20 protein-coding genes are annotated in these 17,700 nt (G+C 53.0%); 12 read left to right on the top strand and 8 right to left on the bottom strand.

Features of this window, described 5'->3' with window-relative positions:
• Positions 1-37 precede the first annotated feature (37 nt).
• A complete protein-coding gene (sleB, locus tag ACE99V_RS04095) occupies positions 38-790 on the bottom strand; it encodes a spore cortex-lytic enzyme (RefSeq protein ID WP_400489999.1) in 753 nt (250 codons plus the stop codon).
• Between the two features lie 145 nt (positions 791-935).
• Between sleB and ACE99V_RS04090 the strand changes: the two genes are divergently transcribed.
• Both ACE99V_RS04090 and ACE99V_RS04085 read left to right on the top strand, forming a co-directional pair.
• Complete coding sequence (locus ACE99V_RS04090) at positions 936-2,564, top strand: thiamine pyrophosphate-binding protein (protein ID WP_400489998.1); 1,629 nt, start codon at positions 936-938, stop codon at positions 2,562-2,564.
• Between the two features lie 78 nt (positions 2,565-2,642).
• Positions 2,643-2,993, top strand: coding sequence for an Asp23/Gls24 family envelope stress response protein (locus ACE99V_RS04085; RefSeq protein WP_400489997.1), 351 nt, complete (start codon positions 2,643-2,645; stop codon positions 2,991-2,993).
• Between the two features lie 104 nt (positions 2,994-3,097).
• Here the strand turns inward: ACE99V_RS04085 and ftsW are convergent, their stop codons facing one another.
• Positions 3,098-4,267 (bottom strand): putative lipid II flippase FtsW, encoded by a 1,170-nt coding sequence (ftsW, locus tag ACE99V_RS04080; RefSeq protein ID WP_400489996.1) that lies wholly within the window; start codon positions 4,265-4,267, stop codon positions 3,098-3,100.
• Between the two features lie 114 nt (positions 4,268-4,381).
• The gene (locus ACE99V_RS04075) at positions 4,382-4,726 is read right to left on the bottom strand and encodes a YugN family protein (RefSeq protein ID WP_400489995.1); all 345 of its coding nucleotides are present in this window, start codon (positions 4,724-4,726) and stop codon (positions 4,382-4,384) included.
• A 240-nt stretch (positions 4,727-4,966) separates the two neighbouring features.
• Here ACE99V_RS04075 and ACE99V_RS04070 point away from each other — a divergent pair, with 240 nt between their 5' ends.
• From ACE99V_RS04070 to ACE99V_RS04050, 5 genes are all read left to right on the top strand, one after another.
• On the top strand, positions 4,967-5,047 hold the full coding sequence (locus ACE99V_RS04070; RefSeq protein ID WP_400490032.1) for a putative holin-like toxin: 81 nt from the start codon (positions 4,967-4,969) through the stop codon (positions 5,045-5,047).
• Between the two features lie 343 nt (positions 5,048-5,390).
• Positions 5,391-5,834, top strand: coding sequence for a CBS domain-containing protein (locus ACE99V_RS04065; RefSeq protein ID WP_400489994.1), 444 nt, complete (start codon positions 5,391-5,393; stop codon positions 5,832-5,834).
• Positions 5,835-5,974: 140 nt separating this feature from the next.
• On the top strand, positions 5,975-7,024 hold the full coding sequence (locus tag ACE99V_RS04060) for a methyltransferase domain-containing protein (protein WP_400489993.1): 1,050 nt from the start codon (positions 5,975-5,977) through the stop codon (positions 7,022-7,024).
• Between the two features lie 305 nt (positions 7,025-7,329).
• The gene (locus tag ACE99V_RS04055; RefSeq protein ID WP_400489992.1) at positions 7,330-7,998 is read left to right on the top strand and encodes a thermonuclease family protein; all 669 of its coding nucleotides are present in this window, start codon (positions 7,330-7,332) and stop codon (positions 7,996-7,998) included.
• Between the two features lie 70 nt (positions 7,999-8,068).
• Positions 8,069-8,476: a hypothetical protein gene (locus ACE99V_RS04050; protein WP_400489991.1), complete on the top strand. Its 408-nt coding sequence runs from the start codon at positions 8,069-8,071 to the stop codon at positions 8,474-8,476.
• Positions 8,477-8,515: 39 nt separating this feature from the next.
• Here the strand turns inward: ACE99V_RS04050 and ACE99V_RS04045 are convergent, their stop codons facing one another.
• Complete coding sequence (locus ACE99V_RS04045; RefSeq protein WP_400489990.1) at positions 8,516-8,944, bottom strand: protease complex subunit PrcB family protein; 429 nt, start codon at positions 8,942-8,944, stop codon at positions 8,516-8,518.
• 69 nt (positions 8,945-9,013) lie between these two features.
• On the opposite strand from ACE99V_RS04045, the gene ACE99V_RS04040 reads away from it, so the two are divergent.
• Together ACE99V_RS04040 and ACE99V_RS04035 are read left to right on the top strand one after the other, a co-directional pair.
• A complete protein-coding gene (locus ACE99V_RS04040; protein ID WP_400489989.1) occupies positions 9,014-10,921 on the top strand; it encodes a hypothetical protein in 1,908 nt (635 codons plus the stop codon).
• Positions 10,922-11,207: 286 nt separating this feature from the next.
• A complete protein-coding gene (locus ACE99V_RS04035) occupies positions 11,208-11,663 on the top strand; it encodes a YlbF/YmcA family competence regulator (RefSeq protein ID WP_400490031.1) in 456 nt (151 codons plus the stop codon).
• Here the strand turns inward: ACE99V_RS04035 and ACE99V_RS04030 are convergent.
• Positions 11,660-11,998, bottom strand: a complete 339-nt coding sequence (locus ACE99V_RS04030; protein WP_400489988.1) for a hypothetical protein — start codon at positions 11,996-11,998, stop codon at positions 11,660-11,662. The two genes, ACE99V_RS04035 and ACE99V_RS04030, sit on opposite strands and share 4 nt — an antisense overlap.
• A 74-nt stretch (positions 11,999-12,072) precedes the next feature.
• Here ACE99V_RS04030 and ACE99V_RS04025 point away from each other — a divergent pair, with 74 nt between their 5' ends.
• The gene (locus ACE99V_RS04025; RefSeq protein WP_400489987.1) at positions 12,073-12,423 is read left to right on the top strand and encodes a YlbG family protein; all 351 of its coding nucleotides are present in this window, start codon (positions 12,073-12,075) and stop codon (positions 12,421-12,423) included.
• A 138-nt stretch (positions 12,424-12,561) separates the two neighbouring features.
• Positions 12,562-13,320: a 5-oxoprolinase subunit PxpA gene (locus ACE99V_RS04020; RefSeq protein ID WP_400489986.1), complete on the top strand. Its 759-nt coding sequence runs from the start codon at positions 12,562-12,564 to the stop codon at positions 13,318-13,320.
• Positions 13,321-13,405: 85 nt separating this feature from the next.
• On the opposite strand, the gene phaC is transcribed toward ACE99V_RS04020, so the two are convergent.
• Genes phaC through ACE99V_RS04005 form a run of 3 tightly spaced genes read right to left on the bottom strand, consistent with a single transcriptional unit; the run spans position 13,406 to position 15,610 of the window.
• Positions 13,406-14,473, bottom strand: coding sequence for a class III poly(R)-hydroxyalkanoic acid synthase subunit PhaC (gene phaC / locus ACE99V_RS04015; RefSeq protein ID WP_400489985.1), 1,068 nt, complete (start codon positions 14,471-14,473; stop codon positions 13,406-13,408).
• A gap of 14 nt (positions 14,474-14,487) precedes the next feature.
• Positions 14,488-15,234, bottom strand: coding sequence for a 3-oxoacyl-ACP reductase (locus ACE99V_RS04010; protein WP_400489984.1), 747 nt, complete (start codon positions 15,232-15,234; stop codon positions 14,488-14,490).
• Positions 15,235-15,277: 43 nt separating this feature from the next.
• Positions 15,278-15,610, bottom strand: coding sequence for a polyhydroxyalkanoic acid synthase subunit PhaR (locus ACE99V_RS04005; protein WP_400489983.1), 333 nt, complete (start codon positions 15,608-15,610; stop codon positions 15,278-15,280).
• A gap of 229 nt (positions 15,611-15,839) precedes the next feature.
• Between ACE99V_RS04005 and ACE99V_RS04000 the strand changes: the two genes are divergently transcribed.
• Positions 15,840-17,693 (top strand): stalk domain-containing protein, encoded by a 1,854-nt coding sequence (locus tag ACE99V_RS04000; RefSeq protein ID WP_400489982.1) that lies wholly within the window; start codon positions 15,840-15,842, stop codon positions 17,691-17,693.
• Positions 17,694-17,700 lie beyond the last annotated feature (7 nt).

The raw sequence follows: 17,700 nt of genomic DNA, 5'->3' as shown, positions 1-17,700 counted from the left end.
TCTGCCCGGCCAGGCATTCAACGATCCGCTTGAATACCTAGCGACAGAAGATGTGCTTGCCGATTTTTTTGATTTGCGGTCGGCTCCAAATCCAGGCGGAAGTGGCCGTGGCCGGATTAAAGTAGTAGATGGCTCCCCCGGTTGGATCCCACCCCTTCAGGGCATCCTGAACCGCTTTTTTCGCCTTGGCGTTTGGCGTCAGCCAAATTTGGCCATCCGCGACGGCCGTAAAGGCACGCGGTTCAAAAATAACACCGGCAGGCGTTTTGGGAAAAGCGGGATGGCGCGTGCGATTCAAGATAACGGCGGCAACGGCGACCTGACCCACGTACGGTTCCCCTCGGGCTTCTCCGTAAACGGCGTTGGCCATCAAACGGATGTCGTTTTCCGAAATGCCCTGGACGTGGTAGGTCTTTTTCGCTGCTTTTTTTGCAGCTGTGCCAGTCGTAATACCCAAATCTGCCGCTGTAGGGCGCCAGTGTTTGCTTGCATTGTACAGCTTTAGTTTGGTCTTGGGCCCGAGCACACCGTCCACTTTCATACCGAATTCGTATTGAAAGTTACGCAGCGCCCAGTACGAACGCCATCCGAAAACCCCATCCACCTTGCCGGTGTAAAAACCGAGGAATTTCAACCGGCCCTGCATCTCACGGACGTCCTTCCCCTTCGCTCCTACCTTTACGATTTGTTTGCTGAACGCTTCCGTATGGAATGGAAACGTCACCGTCACGGATGTGGCAAGCAGAATGACGGCGGCCAGCACAAGCAACAGTTTGGTTGTTCGCTTCATTCCAAACTCCTCCTTCATGATCTTGTTTACTAGGTTCTCCAACTTCATCCGATTCTGTGCCGCATTGGGAATAGTAAAATGCTGGGAATCGTGCCACACTAAGTGGCATCTGAAGAGGACCATTCAAAAAGGAGAGAGATTGATTATGCAGGTAGCGCAATACCTTACCGAACAGCTCGCCCTGTGGGAGGTGAGACGAATATACGGAGTGGCGGGCGATGCGATATTGCCGTGGTTGGATGCTTTGGGAAAACAGCATCAAATCAAGTTCGTTCGCTGCCGGCACGAATCTGCTGCGGCCATGATGGCTTCAGCGGAAGCCAAGTTGACAGGCAAGCCGGCAGTGTGCACGGCGACAAGCGGACCGGGTACCGTTAATTTGTTGAATGGATTGGCTGATGCCCATATGGACCGTGTTCCCGTTATCGCGATTACCGGTCAGGTGGAGACTTATCAGCTCGGTGGCGGGTACAAGCAGTACGTCCAGCAGGAGGGACTGTTGGGGCCGATCTCTCATTTTTCTACGACGGTTGCCAGTCCGGAAGCAATCGGCGAAGTCCTCCACAAAGCTTTCGTTACCTCTATGCTAAACAAGGGCGTCAGCCATCTCGCCATCTGCAAGGACGTTTTTTCCAGAACGACGGGAGCCCCTTTGCTGCCGTCGCTGCCTCGCATATCGCCATCCGTTCAGGCGGATCCCATGGAAGTGGAACAGGCAGCCGATATTCTGCTGAAAGCCCAAAAACCCCTCCTGCTTCTGGGAGTGGGAGCCAGACAGGCCAAGGGCGCCTGCCGCACACTGGCCGAGAAGCTGGGAGCCGGCATTTTGATTACGCTGGGAGGAAAAGGGGTCATACCCGAATCACATCCTCTTGTCCTGGGCGGGCTTGGCGAAGGTGGCAGCAAAGCGGGGCTTCAAGCATTGGCGGAGGCCGACCTGTTCATTATCCTCGGGGCAACCTGGTATCCCCGCGCCTATCTGCCGAAGGGATTGTCCGTCGTACAGGTGGATTGCAATCCAGAGGCATTTCACGCTGAACCGTTTCTGATCTCCGTCACCGCTGACGTAAACGAAGTCCTGTCCATCTGGCAGCGTCGATTGGAAGGGCGCCGACCCAACCGGGATTGGGTATCGAGAATGGAACAGCTGCACCTGCATGTTTGGGAGGAGACACGGCAGCTATACCAACAGGATGGGGATGGTCCGCTCAAACCGGAAACCGTGATCAACGCGTTGCACAAGGCAATCCGTGATGACGCGATCGTCGCATTGGACACCGGCGAACACACGCTGTGGTTTAACCGCGCTTTTCGCTCAACCGATCAAACGCCCCTGTTCTCCGGAAAATGGCGTACGATGGGGTACGCACTGCCTGCAGCCATTGCAGCAAAATTACTTGATCCCACCAGACAGGTGGCAGCCATCGTGGGAGACGGCGGACTGCAGATGAATCTGGCGGAACTGATGACCGTGGTCGAGCAGGAGCTTGCTTTTCCCATTATCGTTTTAAACAATGGAACGCTGGGATTGGAGGAGTGGAAAATGACCCAAAACGGTATGACTCCATATGGCACGCGAATGCAAAATCCTGACTTCGCCCGGCTGGCTGAGGCGTTCGGGATCGCTGCCCGCACTGTTCGGCACACAGGGGAACTGGAAGAAGCGATGGAGGAGGCATTCGCAGCTCATCACCCCATGCTCGTGGATGTTCACTGCACCTTGCCGACACTGACGGAGCTGAAACGAGAAATCCCCTTCCAAGCCCAAGCTTAGGACGATTATAATGATAGAAAAGTACGAAAAATCGACGCGAGTAACGTCGGGTGATTTTGCAGCGAGGAGGGCGGCAGCATGGATGACAGGCGCGGTGAAATTCGAGTGGCCGATCAGGTGGTTGCGGTCATCGCCAGTATCGTCACCGAGGAAGTGCAGGGAATATCAATCAAAGGAGGGTTGTATCAGGATCTGGCCAAAAAGATCGGCGGCGGAGCAAGAGGGATATCCGTTGCCATTTCTGAAGGACAGATTGTGATTGACATGCGGGTTACCGTCACTTACGGAATGCACATTCATCAGGTATGCACGGAACTCCAGGAAAAGGTGAAGGAAACGGTGGAAATGCTGACGGGGTTGAAAGTGGAAGCGGTAAACGTCCGTGTTGAGGGAATCGACATCAAAAACAGTGAACGACCTGCCCAATAAGCAGGTCGTTTGGACATCCAATCCGGCCACTAGATAAGTGTTCGGGGCCCCGCCCGGCGAAGCGTTAGCTCATGCCGGGTGGGTAATTTTACGCCCGGCCAAAGCTAGGCTGAGTAGGATCTGGCTTGCATTTGTTCGTGGATTTTCTGTTTGCTCACTTCCCGGGAGACGCTCAGCAAGATGCCGGTTGATACGAGACAGACCAACAAAGACGAGCCGCCGTAGCTGATAAACGGGAGCGGCACTCCCGTCATTGGAATCGTGCCCGTTACCCCTCCGATGTTGATAATCGCCTGCAAACCGATCATGCTGACGACGCCGATTCCCACCAGGCTGGCGAAGGTGTCCTTGCACCGCAAACAGATCGTAAGTCCGCGCAGCAAGAACAACAGATAGACGAGTAAAAAGATCGTCGTCCCAATGAAACCCAATTCTTCCGCTATGATGGCGAAGATAAAGTCCGTGTGGGCTTCCGGCAGATACAGATACTTCTGAATGCTCTTGCCGTATCCGGTCCCCGATAAACCGCCATGGGCAATGGCGATCAGAGACTGAACCATATTGTATCCTTTTCCAAGGGGGTCGCTCCACGGATCCATAAACGAGGTAAGCCGGTTCCATGCATGCTGCTTCAACGTAATGTAGCTCAACAAAGACAGGGACGAAATGGGAACGACCAGTAAAAACAGATGACTGAATCTGGCTCCTCCACAGATCATCACGATTCCGGCCGTTCCAAGCAGGATGGCGGCTGAACCCAGGTCAGGCTGCAAGAAAATGAGCAAAAAGAAGATAGCCGTGATGACCAAAGGAGGAATCAACCCCGTTTTCATTTTGCGAAAGCCCTCGCCTTTTTTCGCGATGATCGCGGCCAGGTAAAGGATGAGTCCCAGCTTGGCAAATTCTGCGGGCTGAATACTGGCTGATCCGATCTTGAACCAGGAGCGGGCCCCGTTCGCTTCGTAACCGATTCCCGGAACGAGGACCAGCAGCAGGGAAAAAAAGCTGAGCAACACGATCACCAGAAAATTCCGTTTATAAAAGGAAAAGGGAATGTTCATTGCAAACAGCATTCCGATCACGCCGATAAACAACCAGGTCGCCTGCTTTTTGACAAAGTAAAGCTCGTCCCCGTTGCAGTAATCGCAACCGTTGGAAGCAAAGCTGGTAAGGGCAAAAATGGAGCTGGCGCTTAACACCATCGTAATCCCGAAGCCGACGAGGAGTGCGGTTAACAGCAAAAGCAGAAAGTCGGGAACGCCCCGCGTCTTCATTGGACAAGACCCCCTTGGACGTGAAACAGAGAGGGTGGAATCCTCTCTGTCGGCAACACGTTATAAAAAAAGCGTATATCGAAGCCCATTCGAAGCAGATCGTTCTCGTCTGTATTAATGGGCAGACAGCTTTTCGTTGAGTATTTGCAGCTTGCGCTTGGCGGCTTGTACGACAGAATCCGGAATCGGGAAGTCGTAGTCAAGTCCGTGGGGGAACAGATGCTTACCCATGTAAGGCTCTTCCAGTTTTAACAGCGTGTGCGGGTCTTCCAATTTGCCTTCAATGACGTTGGCTTGAATCCGCAGGTAAAAGACATTGCCTTTGTCTTCGATCTTATAATCGTATGTAGCATGGTTGTAATCCCAAGCCCAACGGATAAAGCCCAGCTCGTCCATGTAGTGATCCAGATCGGCCAACAGAACTTCTTTGTTACCGATGCCCGTTTCCTTGATTACCATTGCAGTTCCTCCTACAGTCACTCTTTTTTTAGCAGGTAAGGTGGCAGCCATGCCGGCAGCCACAGGTTTTCACTTCCTAATCATAGTCTGTTTTTCCGTGAAGTGCAATGCATAAGTCGTGTCTCAGGAAAGATGTCCTATGGCTGGTAGTCATGGTATAATCTGGTAGTGCAATAGATTTGGCTCCTCAGGGGGGGTTTTTCACCGCATACGCTTTCCTGATGGAAAGGGGGTGAAGCCATGACAGTGTACGAAGCACTGAGCCTGATGATCGCCTTCGGGACTTTAGTCGTCGTACTGTCATCGGACAAAAAGAAGTAGACCTCCCTTGAGCCAAAAGTACCAGGAGGTCTTCATGGTGAGACCTAGAGCCGTTTCCCCCTTGGGGAAGGTCTATTGTATCAGATCGACCGCCGGGTGTTGCCACCACCCAGCGGTCTTTTTTTACATATTTCTAAGTATACCTTCAAAATGTCTTGCCCATAACCGCAGAAAGTTTTTTTCTCCGACTGCGATGAGGGATTTTTACAACACCATGTTTCCATCTTATCACAAATCGCTGTAGGTTATCTAGCGTAATTTTCCATCAGACAAGCTGATTGCGCATGAAACGAGGGATCACCGGAAACACTATTGAACGTTACCAGCAAAGGAGGAGAAGTTCATGGCAATAGCGGAAAACCGCACACTTCGTGAGATAATGACAAAAGATGTGGCGACTGTCACCCTCAAGGATAACGTGTATGAAGTGGCAGTCAAAATGCGTGACTGGAATGTAGGTGTCATTCCTGTGGTAGATGAAAAGAACGACGTGATTGGCGTGATTACGGACCGGGATATCGTCATTCGCGGCTTGGCGGAGAAACGCGAAGGCTCAGCCGCAGTGGAAGAAGTGATGACACGAGACATCATACTCGGCCACCCAGGCATGACCGTGGACGAGGCGGCAAAAATCATGGCCAAGCATCAGATCCGGCGTTTGCCAGTGGTTGAGAACGGCAAACTTGTGGGCATTGTGGCGATCGGTGACATGGCTGTCCGTCAGGCGCATCACGATGAAGCGAGCGAGGCTCTCTACGAAATCTCCGAGCCGGCGCAGCGTCACTAAACCTACAACTTGCAGCGGAATACATCAATGGAAGCGGCCTGTTTGCAGGTCGCTTGTTTGGTTTTCTCATCGGGGCTTTACATTGCCGTTACGTTAAGGTTTACAATGGAACATGTAGCGAAACGGAAGGGGGAGCCCTGATGCATATCCAGGAGATGGCGAAACGGCTTCAGATTACGCCTCGAGCTATCCGCTTTTATGAAGAAAAGGGACTGATTGCGCCCCAAAAGGCTGCAGTCTCCGGTTACCGGCAGTTTACAGAGGGAGATGTATGGCGTCTGCAGACAGTGATCACCCTTCGGGAAGTCGGCATGCCGCTGGGTGAGATCAAACAGCTGTTGCACCAATTGGACGAAGAAAAGGGCAGCCTGAAGGACTATCTGGAACTGCAGCGCTCTTACATGTACGATCGCTGGGTAGAAATGAGCAATGTCATTCAGACGACGGAAGCGATGATCGAACGGGTGACACAGGACAGCTCTCTTGATCCGGCATCCCTGTTCGAACTCGCGGAGGCGAACAAACGGTTGAGGCAAGCGCGGAAAAACTGGGTGGATCGCTGGAACTTCAACCAGATCGCTCCCGTGTACGACGAATTGGTGCTGCGGGAGCGGGAGGGATTTCACCCGCACGAAGGCTATGACCAGGTTTTGGCCGAGGTAGTTGCAGCGATTGATCCACAGCCTTCAGAGACTGGACTTGACGCGGGAACAGGCACCGGCAATCTGGCCAGGTGTTTTACCGAGAAGGGGGTCGCCATGTGTGCCTTTGACCAATCCCCGGAAATGCTGAAGCGCTGCCAACAAAAAAATCCGCAGGTAGAGACAAAGCTGGGTACTTTTTTTGCCTTTCCCTATCTGGAAAACCGCTTTGACTTCGTCGTCTCCAGCTACGCCCTGCATCATTTGACAGACGATCAGAAGTGCCTGGCCCTGGGAGAGTGCAAACGGGTGTTGAAGCCAACTGGCAAACTGGCTGTCGCCGATTTCATGTTTTGTGATGAACGGCACCGCCAGGCTCATTACGACGAGCTTCGCCGAAGCGGAAACACAGAGGCAATCTGCCACATTGAAGATGAATTCTACGCCGACCGCTCCCGCTTGATTGCCGAATTGCAACGCCTTGGTTTTCAAACGGAAACCAGACAACTCAATACCTACGTCCATCTCATCCTGGCCCGGTTGGGATAGGTCCAATCCGTTCCACTTTTGGGCTCGTTTCAGTCTGACATTCACCCAGTCACCTGCATAGGCTGTAGCGAGAAGGAAAGGAGGACCCACGATGGCTTTGTTTGACTTTTTTGACCGGGAAAACGATGATCTTCTGTGGATTATCATAGTTGTGGTGGTATTGCTGTTCTTGTTTAACGATCGCGATTAACGAATGGAGACGCATAAAACGACCTGCTGCGAGGTCGTTTTCTTGCTTGCACGGCTGGACAGGCATCGGATAGAGTGATACTAGCCAAGCCTACGACGGAAAGGATGAAAGGAACGTGAGAAATGCTGCCTGGCTGAGCGTGCTGACGATTCTCTTCCTGTGTATCTCAGGATGCGGCACGCCGGATCAACCAACTCCCAACGGGGAGATGAAGGCTACGGTTACACGGGTGGTGGATGGGGATACATTCGAGATATCCGCCGGAGAAAAAGTGCGGATGATCGGTGTGGATACACCGGAGACGGTAAAGCCGAATCACCCGGTGGAGCCGTATGGAAAGGAAGCAAGCAGCTATACGAAACAGCTGCTTTCGGGAAAGCAGGTGCTTCTGCGTTTTGATGCGGAACCGCGGGACAGGTACGGACGCCTGTTGGCCTATGTGTACCTGCCGGACGGCACCTTTGTGAACGAAAAACTGGTTCGGGAAGGCTATGCACGCATTCTCACCATCCCGCCGAACGTTACCTATGCCGATTTGTTCTTGCAGGCGGAGCGGGAGGCGCGGGAACAAAACCGCGGATTGTGGGCGCTTGAGGATCACCGGGGTGATCAGCCAGGTAACTCGCCGCCACCCGGCAAGCCCATCAAAGGGAACATCAACTCGAAAGGAGAGAAAATTTACCACGTACCGGGCAGCCGGGACTACGAACGAACCAAAGCGGAGGTCTGGTTTGCCACCGAGGAGGAGGCAAAAGCGGCAGGATTCCGCCCGCCAAAGCAGTAAAATACTTCGAATGAGGGTGGATGCAAAAGGGTACACTAGCTGATGGAACCTGAACAAAAGGAGTGACCCTATGCATATCAAAAGGCTCCTGCGTCGTTTTTTGCTCCTGGTTGGCATTGTCGCCTGTGTGGAGCTTGGCCTCTACGCTGCCAATGCGGTAACAACGGATGGCCCATTGGAGAACCGCCATCACGCCCCTACGCTCAAGGTCTCTCATTCGTTGAAGGAGAATGATCTGTATCTCAACATGAACGTAACGGGCTTTTCATTCTCTCTGGAGAACATGGGAAAAGACAACCGTCATGGTGAAGGTCATATCCATCTCTACCTGGACGGTAAGAAAGTGGCGAAAGTTTTCGAAACGAAGTTCGTGCTGAGAGACATCACAGCGGGGCATCATGAGGTGGTTGTCGAGCTTGCTCACAATAATCATCAATCATACGGCGTAAAACAACGTTTTCACATCGATGTGAAATAAGAAAAGCAGAGGCGCCAACCCTCTGCTTTCCTTATGCCGTCATCTCTCTATGGTTACGTGCACAGATGCATTTGCCTGTGGCAGGGAAACCACCAGTGTCGGATACGAGATCACTTGCGTGGTAAGCGTGCCTGGCGACGGCTTGTGTTCCCGGACGTATACCTCGAAGCTGTTCGGCGCCTTTTGTTTTACCTGGTCGACGGTAAGGCGATAGCCTCCTGTGGGACGTTGGCCGACACCGATGACCACATACGTTTTTCCGCCGGCGTGGACGACTGTCTGCCCGCCGTTTTTGCGCAGCTTTTTCAGGGCGTCCTGAACGGCTGGCGGATAGGAAGACGATGCACTTTCCACTGCGGCCTGGCTTTCATTTGCCGCAGGAAATGAGGTAGGATTGTCTATAGAAAGAAATGGTCCCGTCAGGATAAGGGAAATCGCCGTCAAGATACCGAAACCTATTTTCAACAAGGACGATCCCTCCGTTTCTAATATCGTTGGATAAACATCAATACCAGTCAGATGAAGAGGTGAGCCGCCATGCGCGTGGAGTACAGCTTGCCGCTGCTTTCCGAAGCGACCATACAAGCCATCCTGCGTGAGCAGAATCAGCGCCTGTCGGTAGCATGTGAACTTGACCTGCCCAACCGGTTAACCGATGAGTCATTTCTCGCCTCCCTGTGGGACAGCGTGAGTGAAATGGAGCGTACGGTCATTCGGCTCTTTGTACAAGCTTCCTCACGCGGCTTTTTCAGCAGGAAGCAGTGGGAGCGTATCTCCCGCCACGAACACCGACACCTGTCCGCCAGCTTGACCAAACTTCGCCGGCTGGGGGTTGTCCTGACCGTCCGCAAGCTGTGGAGCGAAATCGGGTACGTCATGCCGGCAGAGGTCCGCGAACGGTTTACGCAGATGCTGCTTTCCCGCCCGCAAGAGAGACAGGCTGTCCGTGAAACGCTCCCTTATTATATCGCATCGGGGCGCGGTATACATATGGATGTTTTTGCCCTTTTCCTGTTTGTTCGCGATAACGAGGTGCTGTTGACGCAAAGGAGGACGGTTCATCGCCGTTTTTTGCAAAAAATGGCGCCGCTTGTCTCGTTGGGAGTAGAACACGTCCAAAGTCTGCTCGTGTATCGCTCATCGGACACGGTGAGAGAGGATGACCCGTCGGCACTAAACGTCGTGTTGGATCTGGCAATGCGGCTGCAGGTCGTATTCTCCGAAGAGAAACGGCTGCGAATCAATCTTCCCCAGGTACAGGAGTGGCTGCGCCTTAGCCCTTCTGCGCGATGGGAATCCATGTACCGTCTGGTGTGTGATCATTATCTCCCGCATGAGCCGTGGTGCGAGGCATTTGCATCGATGATGAATACCCAGCCACCCGACCAATGGAGCTCGGTCGATCAACTGCTGCAGGAACTCCCTAGGGCTGGATTTGAATGTCCCTCGGATGCAAAAGAACGTCTGAGGGGCGAATGGCTCCACCTGTTGCTCGGGTTTGGCTGGATTGAGCTTGGCGAAGGCAGCAATGAACAGCTCTACTGGCGATGGCGTGGACTAGCGCGAGCGGATTGGGAAGAAGGCTGGTTCGTGGACCCCGCCGGCGTCGTAACCATCCCGCCGCTGGTGCCGCTTCGAGCGATCTGGGACTTGAGCCGATTCGGTTCCCTTACCTTTCACGGGGATTCCGTCATCTGCGAGCTGCAGGCGAGACCGGTTCAATCGTTTCTTGCACGCGGGGCTTCCGAGGAGCAGGCGTTGGACACGCTGCAGCTGCACTGCGTTCATCCTTTGCCCGATTCGGTAAAAGAGCTCGTCCATCGCTTTGGAAAAACCGCACGTCAGATCCGAATGGAGCCAATGGTCCGCGTAAGCGCGGCCCATCCACAATTGCTCGAGGAATTGAGGCAGATTCCGTCGTTTGCCGACTATATGAACGAGGTCATTACGTCAACCGACTTTCTCATTCCGTTGTCAAAGCAAAGAGAGCTCTCCGATCTGTTTCGTCGGCATGGCTATGAGCCGCTAAACGGAATGGATACGGAAGCAATAGGCGAGGAACAGAGCCCTCATTTGCCAAGAGGGCTCGGTGCAGACGGTTTGTTTTCAATCGCCCGCCCATGGGATGGCTATGCCGTCGAGAATACGTTTCCGGATCCGCTGGAAGGAATGCCCCAGCTGGGTGCGCTTCCGAAGATATGGACACAGCATCTGCAAGCCTACCACCCGCAAACCCTGCGGGATTTATTAAAACGGGCGAAGGAGCTGCAGGTGGAGGTGCAGGTACAGCTCGCCGGCGGTGATGTATGGCAGGCCGTGCCCCAAAAAGTGGAAGTGGAAATGGGGTACTGGTATGTCACGATGGAAGCGCAACGCATAAAAAAGCGGTATCGGCTGGATGAAATCGGCCGGGCCCGCATCGTCGTCCCAGACTATCTCGCATGAATGTGCAACATTTTTATTGATTTCGTGTTACAATAGGAAATGTGGGCGTGGAATAAACGCCACTAAGAAGCCCCCTGCGGGGACCTGGGTGTGGCTTCGCAAGGATGAAGTATCAATGTGGTATCGCCACTAAGAAGCCCCCTGCGGGGACCTGGGTGTGGCTTCGCAAGGATGAAGTATCAATGTGGTATCGCCACTAAGAAGCCCCCTGCGGGGACCTGGGTGTGGCTTCGCAAGGATGAAGTATCAATGTGGTATCGCCACTAAGAAGGGGGGTCTCGCCATGATGGAGACACTGGAAACGGTAGACATGGCAGAGTTGATTCTTGAGTCCCATGAATTGTCCATGATGATAAACCATTCGCGCGAGGTCTCGGAGTATTTGACCGCCAAGCGGCGAATGGAACAGGATGAGGAGGCACAGCGCCTGCTGACCCTGTTCGAACAGAAGAAAGCTCAGTATGAAGATGTGCAGCGTTTCGGGAAGTACCATCCCGATTACGACCATATATCCAAAGAAGTGCGCCAGCTGAAGCGCGCGATCGAAATGTTGGATTCGGTTCAGCAGTTCAAACGGGCCGAGGGCAATCTCGACATGCTGTTGTACCAGGTAGGGCGGACGATCGCTGATGCCGTGTCCGATTCCATCAAAGTCCCGAGCAACAACCCGTTTCTCGAGGCAAAAAGCAGCGGTTGCGGTACAGGCGGAAGCTGCGGCTGCAGCACCAAAAAAACATCCTAGGATTCTCTGCTGTCTTTTGACGTGTTTTCGCGAAGCAAATAACAGTCAACGCACAGATTTCCGCAGCAAAACTGCTTTTCATTCGGTACGAGAAAGCGGAAACGGAAGACGTGCTGCTCTTCAAGAGAGCGCACGAAAATGGTTTCCACCTTCAGTTTTGTGCCAGCTGCAACGGCTTCCCCTGCTTCCAGCAGCATTTTTCTCAAGAGTCCGGCTGGGAGCGGGGTTTTTACATAATAAAAGCGCTGACCCGCGTATTCGCGCCAGTTCGCATCGATAATGCCGGGCAGATTCAGCGAGCTGTTGTGAAAACGTTGATAGAATGATTCGAGCACAAGCGAAAACCTCCACCTTTTTGGTCCATTTCCAAATGATAATACCACGTTCGGGAAGGAGACAGACCTAACACATGAGAGAGAAACGTTTGGGGGTCGCCGTCTGGGTAAAAAACACCCGCGCCGCCAAAAATTTACGTAAATTTGGCACCATTCACTACATCTCAAAACGATTGAACTACGTATCCATGTACGTGGATGCCAACGAAATAGACGAGGCCATCAGAATCATGGAAAAGCTTCATTTTGTGACCAGGGTGGAACGCTCCCATCGCCATGAGATCCCGGTCGTCTATAACAACGCGAAACCTGACAAAGCCAAAGAATACGATTACAAACAGGAGAAGCATCAGGTCTTGTCTCTGGCCGAAGCCCTTCTGGATGAAGAAGCGCCCAAATCGGAGGGGGCGGAGACTGCGCGATAAGCTGCCAAAATTCGGCAGCTTTTTTTGTTTTGATTGTCACCGCGGCATGATATGCTAGAAATATGGAAATCAAAGGGATTGGCATTTGCTTTATTGTATGCGCTTACATTTCAAGGTTGAAAGGAAGTGGGGAGTGTCGTGATAAAACTGGATATCAACTGTGACCTGGGGGAAGGATTTGGCCGCGCCCGGTTGAGCGAGGATTTAGGGATTCTCAAGTGGATTACCTCTGTGAATGTCGCCTGCGGACAGCACGCCGGGGATCCTCATATCATCTGCAGAACGGTTGAAGCAGCGATAAAACACGGTGTAAACATAGGAGCTCATCCCGGTTATCCCGATCTGCAGGGATTCGGCAGGCGCTCCATGAACCTTTCAGCCGGAGAGGTATACGAACTCACGCTGTACCAAATAGCGGCTCTGGACGGCGTCACGAGAGCACTTGGCGGTAAACTTCACCATGTAAAACTGCACGGGGCCCTTTATAATGAAGCAGCAGAACAGCCGGAACTGGCCGAAGCAGTTGTGCGTGCCGTGACCGACATAAATGAAGAGCTGATTCTGTATGCGCTGTCAGGCAGTGCCTTGGTGGAAGCGGGATTGGAGCACGGCCTACAGGTGGCCGAAGAGGTATTTGCTGATCGCGCCTATCTCCCCAACGGCCGACTGGCGCCGCGAGAACTGGAAGGCAGCGTGCTCATCAGCAAGGACGAACAAATGGAGCAAGCGAGCCGACTCGTTTTGGAACAATCCGTCCAGACAGTGGATGGCAGCGTCATTGAACTTGCCGCCGATACCCTTTGCATCCACAGCGAAAGTCCGGATGTGATACAGCTTCTCGTCGAGCTGCACCGATGGGCAAAACAGCATGGGGTAAAGATCGAGCGATTCGCGTAACATACAGGGAAAAGGTGACCCTCCCAAAAGTGGAGGGGGTCACCTTTTTTCGGCATATAGGGGCCCCGCCCGGCGCAGCGTTAGCTTAATTGGATCGTTGGGCGAGCCAGTCTCCGAGAGTGGGGAACAACTTTTTCAGCGCCACGCCTGAGTTCACGATGGATACGTGTCCGGTTGGCAGCTCCAGCAATGTCTTGTCTGTGCTGGAAACCACTTGGTTCAAGGCGACGCTCTGGCAGGGGAGAGCGATATGGTCGCGCTCCGCCACCACCGTTAAGAGGTTGGCTTTTATGTTGGAAAGGTCGACACGTCTGCCTCGCAGTACCAATTCGCCTTTGATCAGCTTGTTTTGCTGGTAGAAGTCACGAATCCACTGGCGAAACGCTTCACCGGGGAACGGCGTTCCGTCTGCCACCCACTTGTTTAACAACCGCCAGTTTTTGACGAACGTTTCATCAGCGGCACGATCCACGAGGTTCACCCATGGCCCCACGAAATTGGTGAGAGGCTTCAGCAGCTTGTTGCCAAAATCCAAAATTTCGGGAGGAATCACGCCAAATGTCTCCACCATTTTGTCCAGGTTGTAGTAACGTTCATCCAACCACACGGTGTAGGCGCCTGCATCAGAAAAATCAAAGGGGCTTGCTACGAACACCGTATTGCGAACTGGCGTGGCCGGGTGCAGAGCGGCGTACATCGAAGTAATGGTTCCGCCCATGCAGTAACCTAAGAGGGAAATCTCCTTGGCTCCGGACGTTCGCATCACCTTGTCGACCGCGCGGGGAATGTAGTCGAACACCAGATGGTCAAATGCCAGCGTGCGGTCTTCCAACTGGAAGACTCCCCAGTCAAGCAGGTACACGTCAAACCCCTGGTTGACCAGATACTCCACCATGCTCATGCCTGGCGTAAGATCCATAATGTAGGGTTTGTTAATGAGAGCGTAAATCAGCAGCAGCGGAGTCTTGTGCCGTTCTTCCGCGGATTTGACGGGGATGTATCGGTAAAGCTTTGTCTTGTTTTTGGTCCAGATGCACTCTTTTGGTGTCAGGCCGACTTCCGGTTCAGGGCGGGACAAGATGTCCTGTACCCGTTGAAACCGATCCAGGCTGGAATGGTAAATCCCGTTTCCCCATGCATTTGCTCCGGTCATGATTGGATGCCCCCCTACATGTACAGGCCGCCGTTGACGTTCAGGCTCTGTCCGGTGATGTATCCGCCGTCCTTGACGAGGAACGAGACTGCTTTGGCGATTTCCTCGGGCTGACCGAAACGGCGCTGCGGGATGCGGGATTTGATTTGTTCACGAACCTCCTCCGGTACATACGCAAGCATGTCGGTCTCAATGAAGCCGGGGCAGATGCTGTTCACGGTAACTGCGGTTTTTGCCAGTTCCAGCGCAAGCGATTTGGTAAAACCAATCATGCCCGCCTTTGCAGCAGAGTAGTTGGTTTGGCCGAATCCGCCGGCCTGGCCGATGATGGAGCTAATGTTGACAATTCGTCCCTGGGGAGATTCCTGCAGATAGGGGAGAGCGGAGTGGGTTACGTAAAAGACGCTGTTTAAGTTTACTTCAATGACTTTGTTCCAATCCTCAACGGACAGCTTTTTGAATGTTCTGTCGCGGGTAATGCCTGCGTTATTGACCAGAATGTCGAGCCGGTTGAATGATTTCTTCGCCGTATGTACCAGGCGTTTTGCATCGCTTTCCAGAGAGACGTCAGCCTGCACCGCCAAAGCCTTTACACCAAATTCTTCCTGCACTTCCTGAACCAATGTTTCTGCGGCATCCGCATTGCATTGGTAGTTGATGACAAGATGGACCCCTTGCTGTGCCAGTTCGCGGACGATAGAAGCTCCAATCCCGCGGGATCCTCCTGTTACAATACCGACAAATCCTTGCAAATGGCTCATGTTTATTCCCTCCGCACAAGGTAATGAGTGTTTTTCCAATCCCTTACTGTTGTTCCGGTTTCACGAGCGTTCGCAGCAAGTCAGTCAGTTGGTCAAGTTTGGCGTCCAGTTCATCCACTTTCGTTTCCACGTTGATTATCAACTCGGCCAGATTGGCCAGGTCCTGTTTACTTGGCAAATGGGCATGCTCCAGATAACGCTCCGTATTTTTGCGGACAGCGTCCTGGTACTCCAGCATCTGCTTTTGCATTAAGCCCAACCACGCGGAGAATGATTCGGTTTTGATCGTCTCTCCGAGGGTTTTGCTCCATTGCTCTTCCGTTTGGTCGTAGAGCTTTTTCCATAGGGTAAAGGGATCTTGAAACTGGCTGCTCATGCACGGCCTCCTTGCAGGCAATATTTGGTTGGAACACCCACATTATATCGAAGGCACTCATGCTTTGTATCGCAATCCCTTATTGTTCGATAATTGAAAGCGGTTCAAGTTTTTGCTAAAAAATGACACGTTCTTTGGGGAATTCGGGATTTTCTACCCAGTCATTGGGAGTTTTGCTACAATGGGAGCAAAACGATGTCTTTTCGCAATGGGAGTTTGAAAGAAACCTATGAATGTCGCACAAAAAACAAGCATTCTCATTTGCCTGACGATATTTGTCGTATTTGCTTCCGTCGGAGTCGTCGTAAAATGGCCTGTGCTGGAAGCGTGGCTGAACACGAGAAAACCACAGTCGGCAACTCCGTCCGGAGCCGACCCGTTTGCCTACGATCCGCCGATACCCTCACTTGTTCAGGATTTGCGCCCGAAGTACACGATACGGGCTGAATTGAATCCCACGGAGGCGAAGATCTCGGGCAGCATGGCGGTGGAATTTGACAACCCCAAAACGACCGAACTTCGCTTCTATCTGTACGATTATCCGTGGAGTCCGATGACGGTCAAATCCATTCGCCAGGGAAAGAAACCCTTGGCCTTTGATCGACGGCAATCCGTGGTTCGGCTGAAAAACACCTTTGCCAACCAATCCCGCATCGCGCTCACGGTGGAGTTTGAATCGGCTGTTCCCCGGCGGGGCACGCGTTTTGGGGTCAAGGATGACATCTGGACGCTGACTACGTGGTACCCGATGCTGGGTTCGCTCAATCGGCAAGGGCTGTGGTACGAACCGCCGCAGCGCGTTGATTTTGGCGATCCGTTCGTCTACCACTACGCTGACTACGACGTTTCCTTTGTGTCTCCGCGGGGGTATCAGTGGGTCAGCTCGTGGGGCAGGGGGGAAGCGAAGGACATGGATAACGGACGCAAGGAGGTCCGTTATCAGGCCAAGCAAATTCTTAATTTCGCACTGGTGGGAAGTCCGCTGTATCATGTGGAAACCATTCAGTTTGACCCTAATCTGACGGTGGATATCGCTTCGGTAGACAAGGCGAATATACAGCGGATCAAGGCAATTGCCGAGAAAGTTTTCCCGGCGTACCTACAGCTGTACGGTCCGCTGCCATATCCCCGCGTGGCCATCGCGGAGACTGGGACCGGCACCACGTATGCCATGGAATACGCCAACATGGCCATGTTCAAGCGGGATCTGCAGGGAACTACGCTGGTGGATCACTGGCTGCCGCATGAAGTGGCCCACATGTGGTGGTACAACAGCGTCGCGACGCTGGAGTCCACTTGCGGTTGGATTGACGAGGGTCTGGTGGAGATGAGTGTTGTCCACTATAAACAGAAGCGTTACGGCGATGCTGCGGCAAACAGCGTGCTTCAGGAGTTCGGCTACGATATGGAGCGGCTGAAAAAGCGGTACCCGTACGGGAAATTAGGGAAAAGCCTGCATCAGTTCACAACGTACGACGAGTTTAAATGGACCTGGTATTCCAAGGGAGCGCTCTTGTACAACCATTTGCGCAAACAAATCGGGGACGAGGCGTACAGCCGCTTTTTAAAGCGCGTGCAGCTGAGCTACCATGGCAGCGTCATCGGGCCGGAACATCTTGACCAGGCGCTGGGACAAGCCCTCCATGGAGAAGCCCGTTACTTTTTGCCGAACGCCCTGAACATCAACGACAGCGGTTTTGTTCCCTTGTACTGGGAGCCCTATGTGACGACGGTGATAAACGGCATAAGCTATTACCCGGACGTGCCCGCGCGTTTGAGAAAGGGAACGGTATACATTCCGCTGCGTTCGTTGATGGAGCGGTTGGGATATCGTGTCAGCTGGTCAAAAGAGAAACAGGCCATTCACATCACAGGGAGCGGAAAAGAGATTTTTCTGAGAGAGAACGACCGTTACGTCACGGTGAATCGTCAGCGCTATGAGCTGGACCAACCGCTTGTGGAAGTGGGAGAGCGCACCATGGTTCCCCTCGGCTTTTTCCAGCAGGTGCTGGGGTATGACGTATCGTTTGAGCCAGCGACGAAGACGGTGAAAATGTTCGTTCCGCAAACAGGACAAGGATAGAAGGGGA

The sequence above is a fragment of the Brevibacillus soli genome, assembly GCF_044759095.2.
GTDB lineage: Bacteria > Bacillota > Bacilli > Brevibacillales > Brevibacillaceae > JBIYSM02.
The sequence above is the reverse complement of the archived record's forward strand: the minus strand, read 5'-3'. Positions and strand labels throughout refer to the sequence as shown.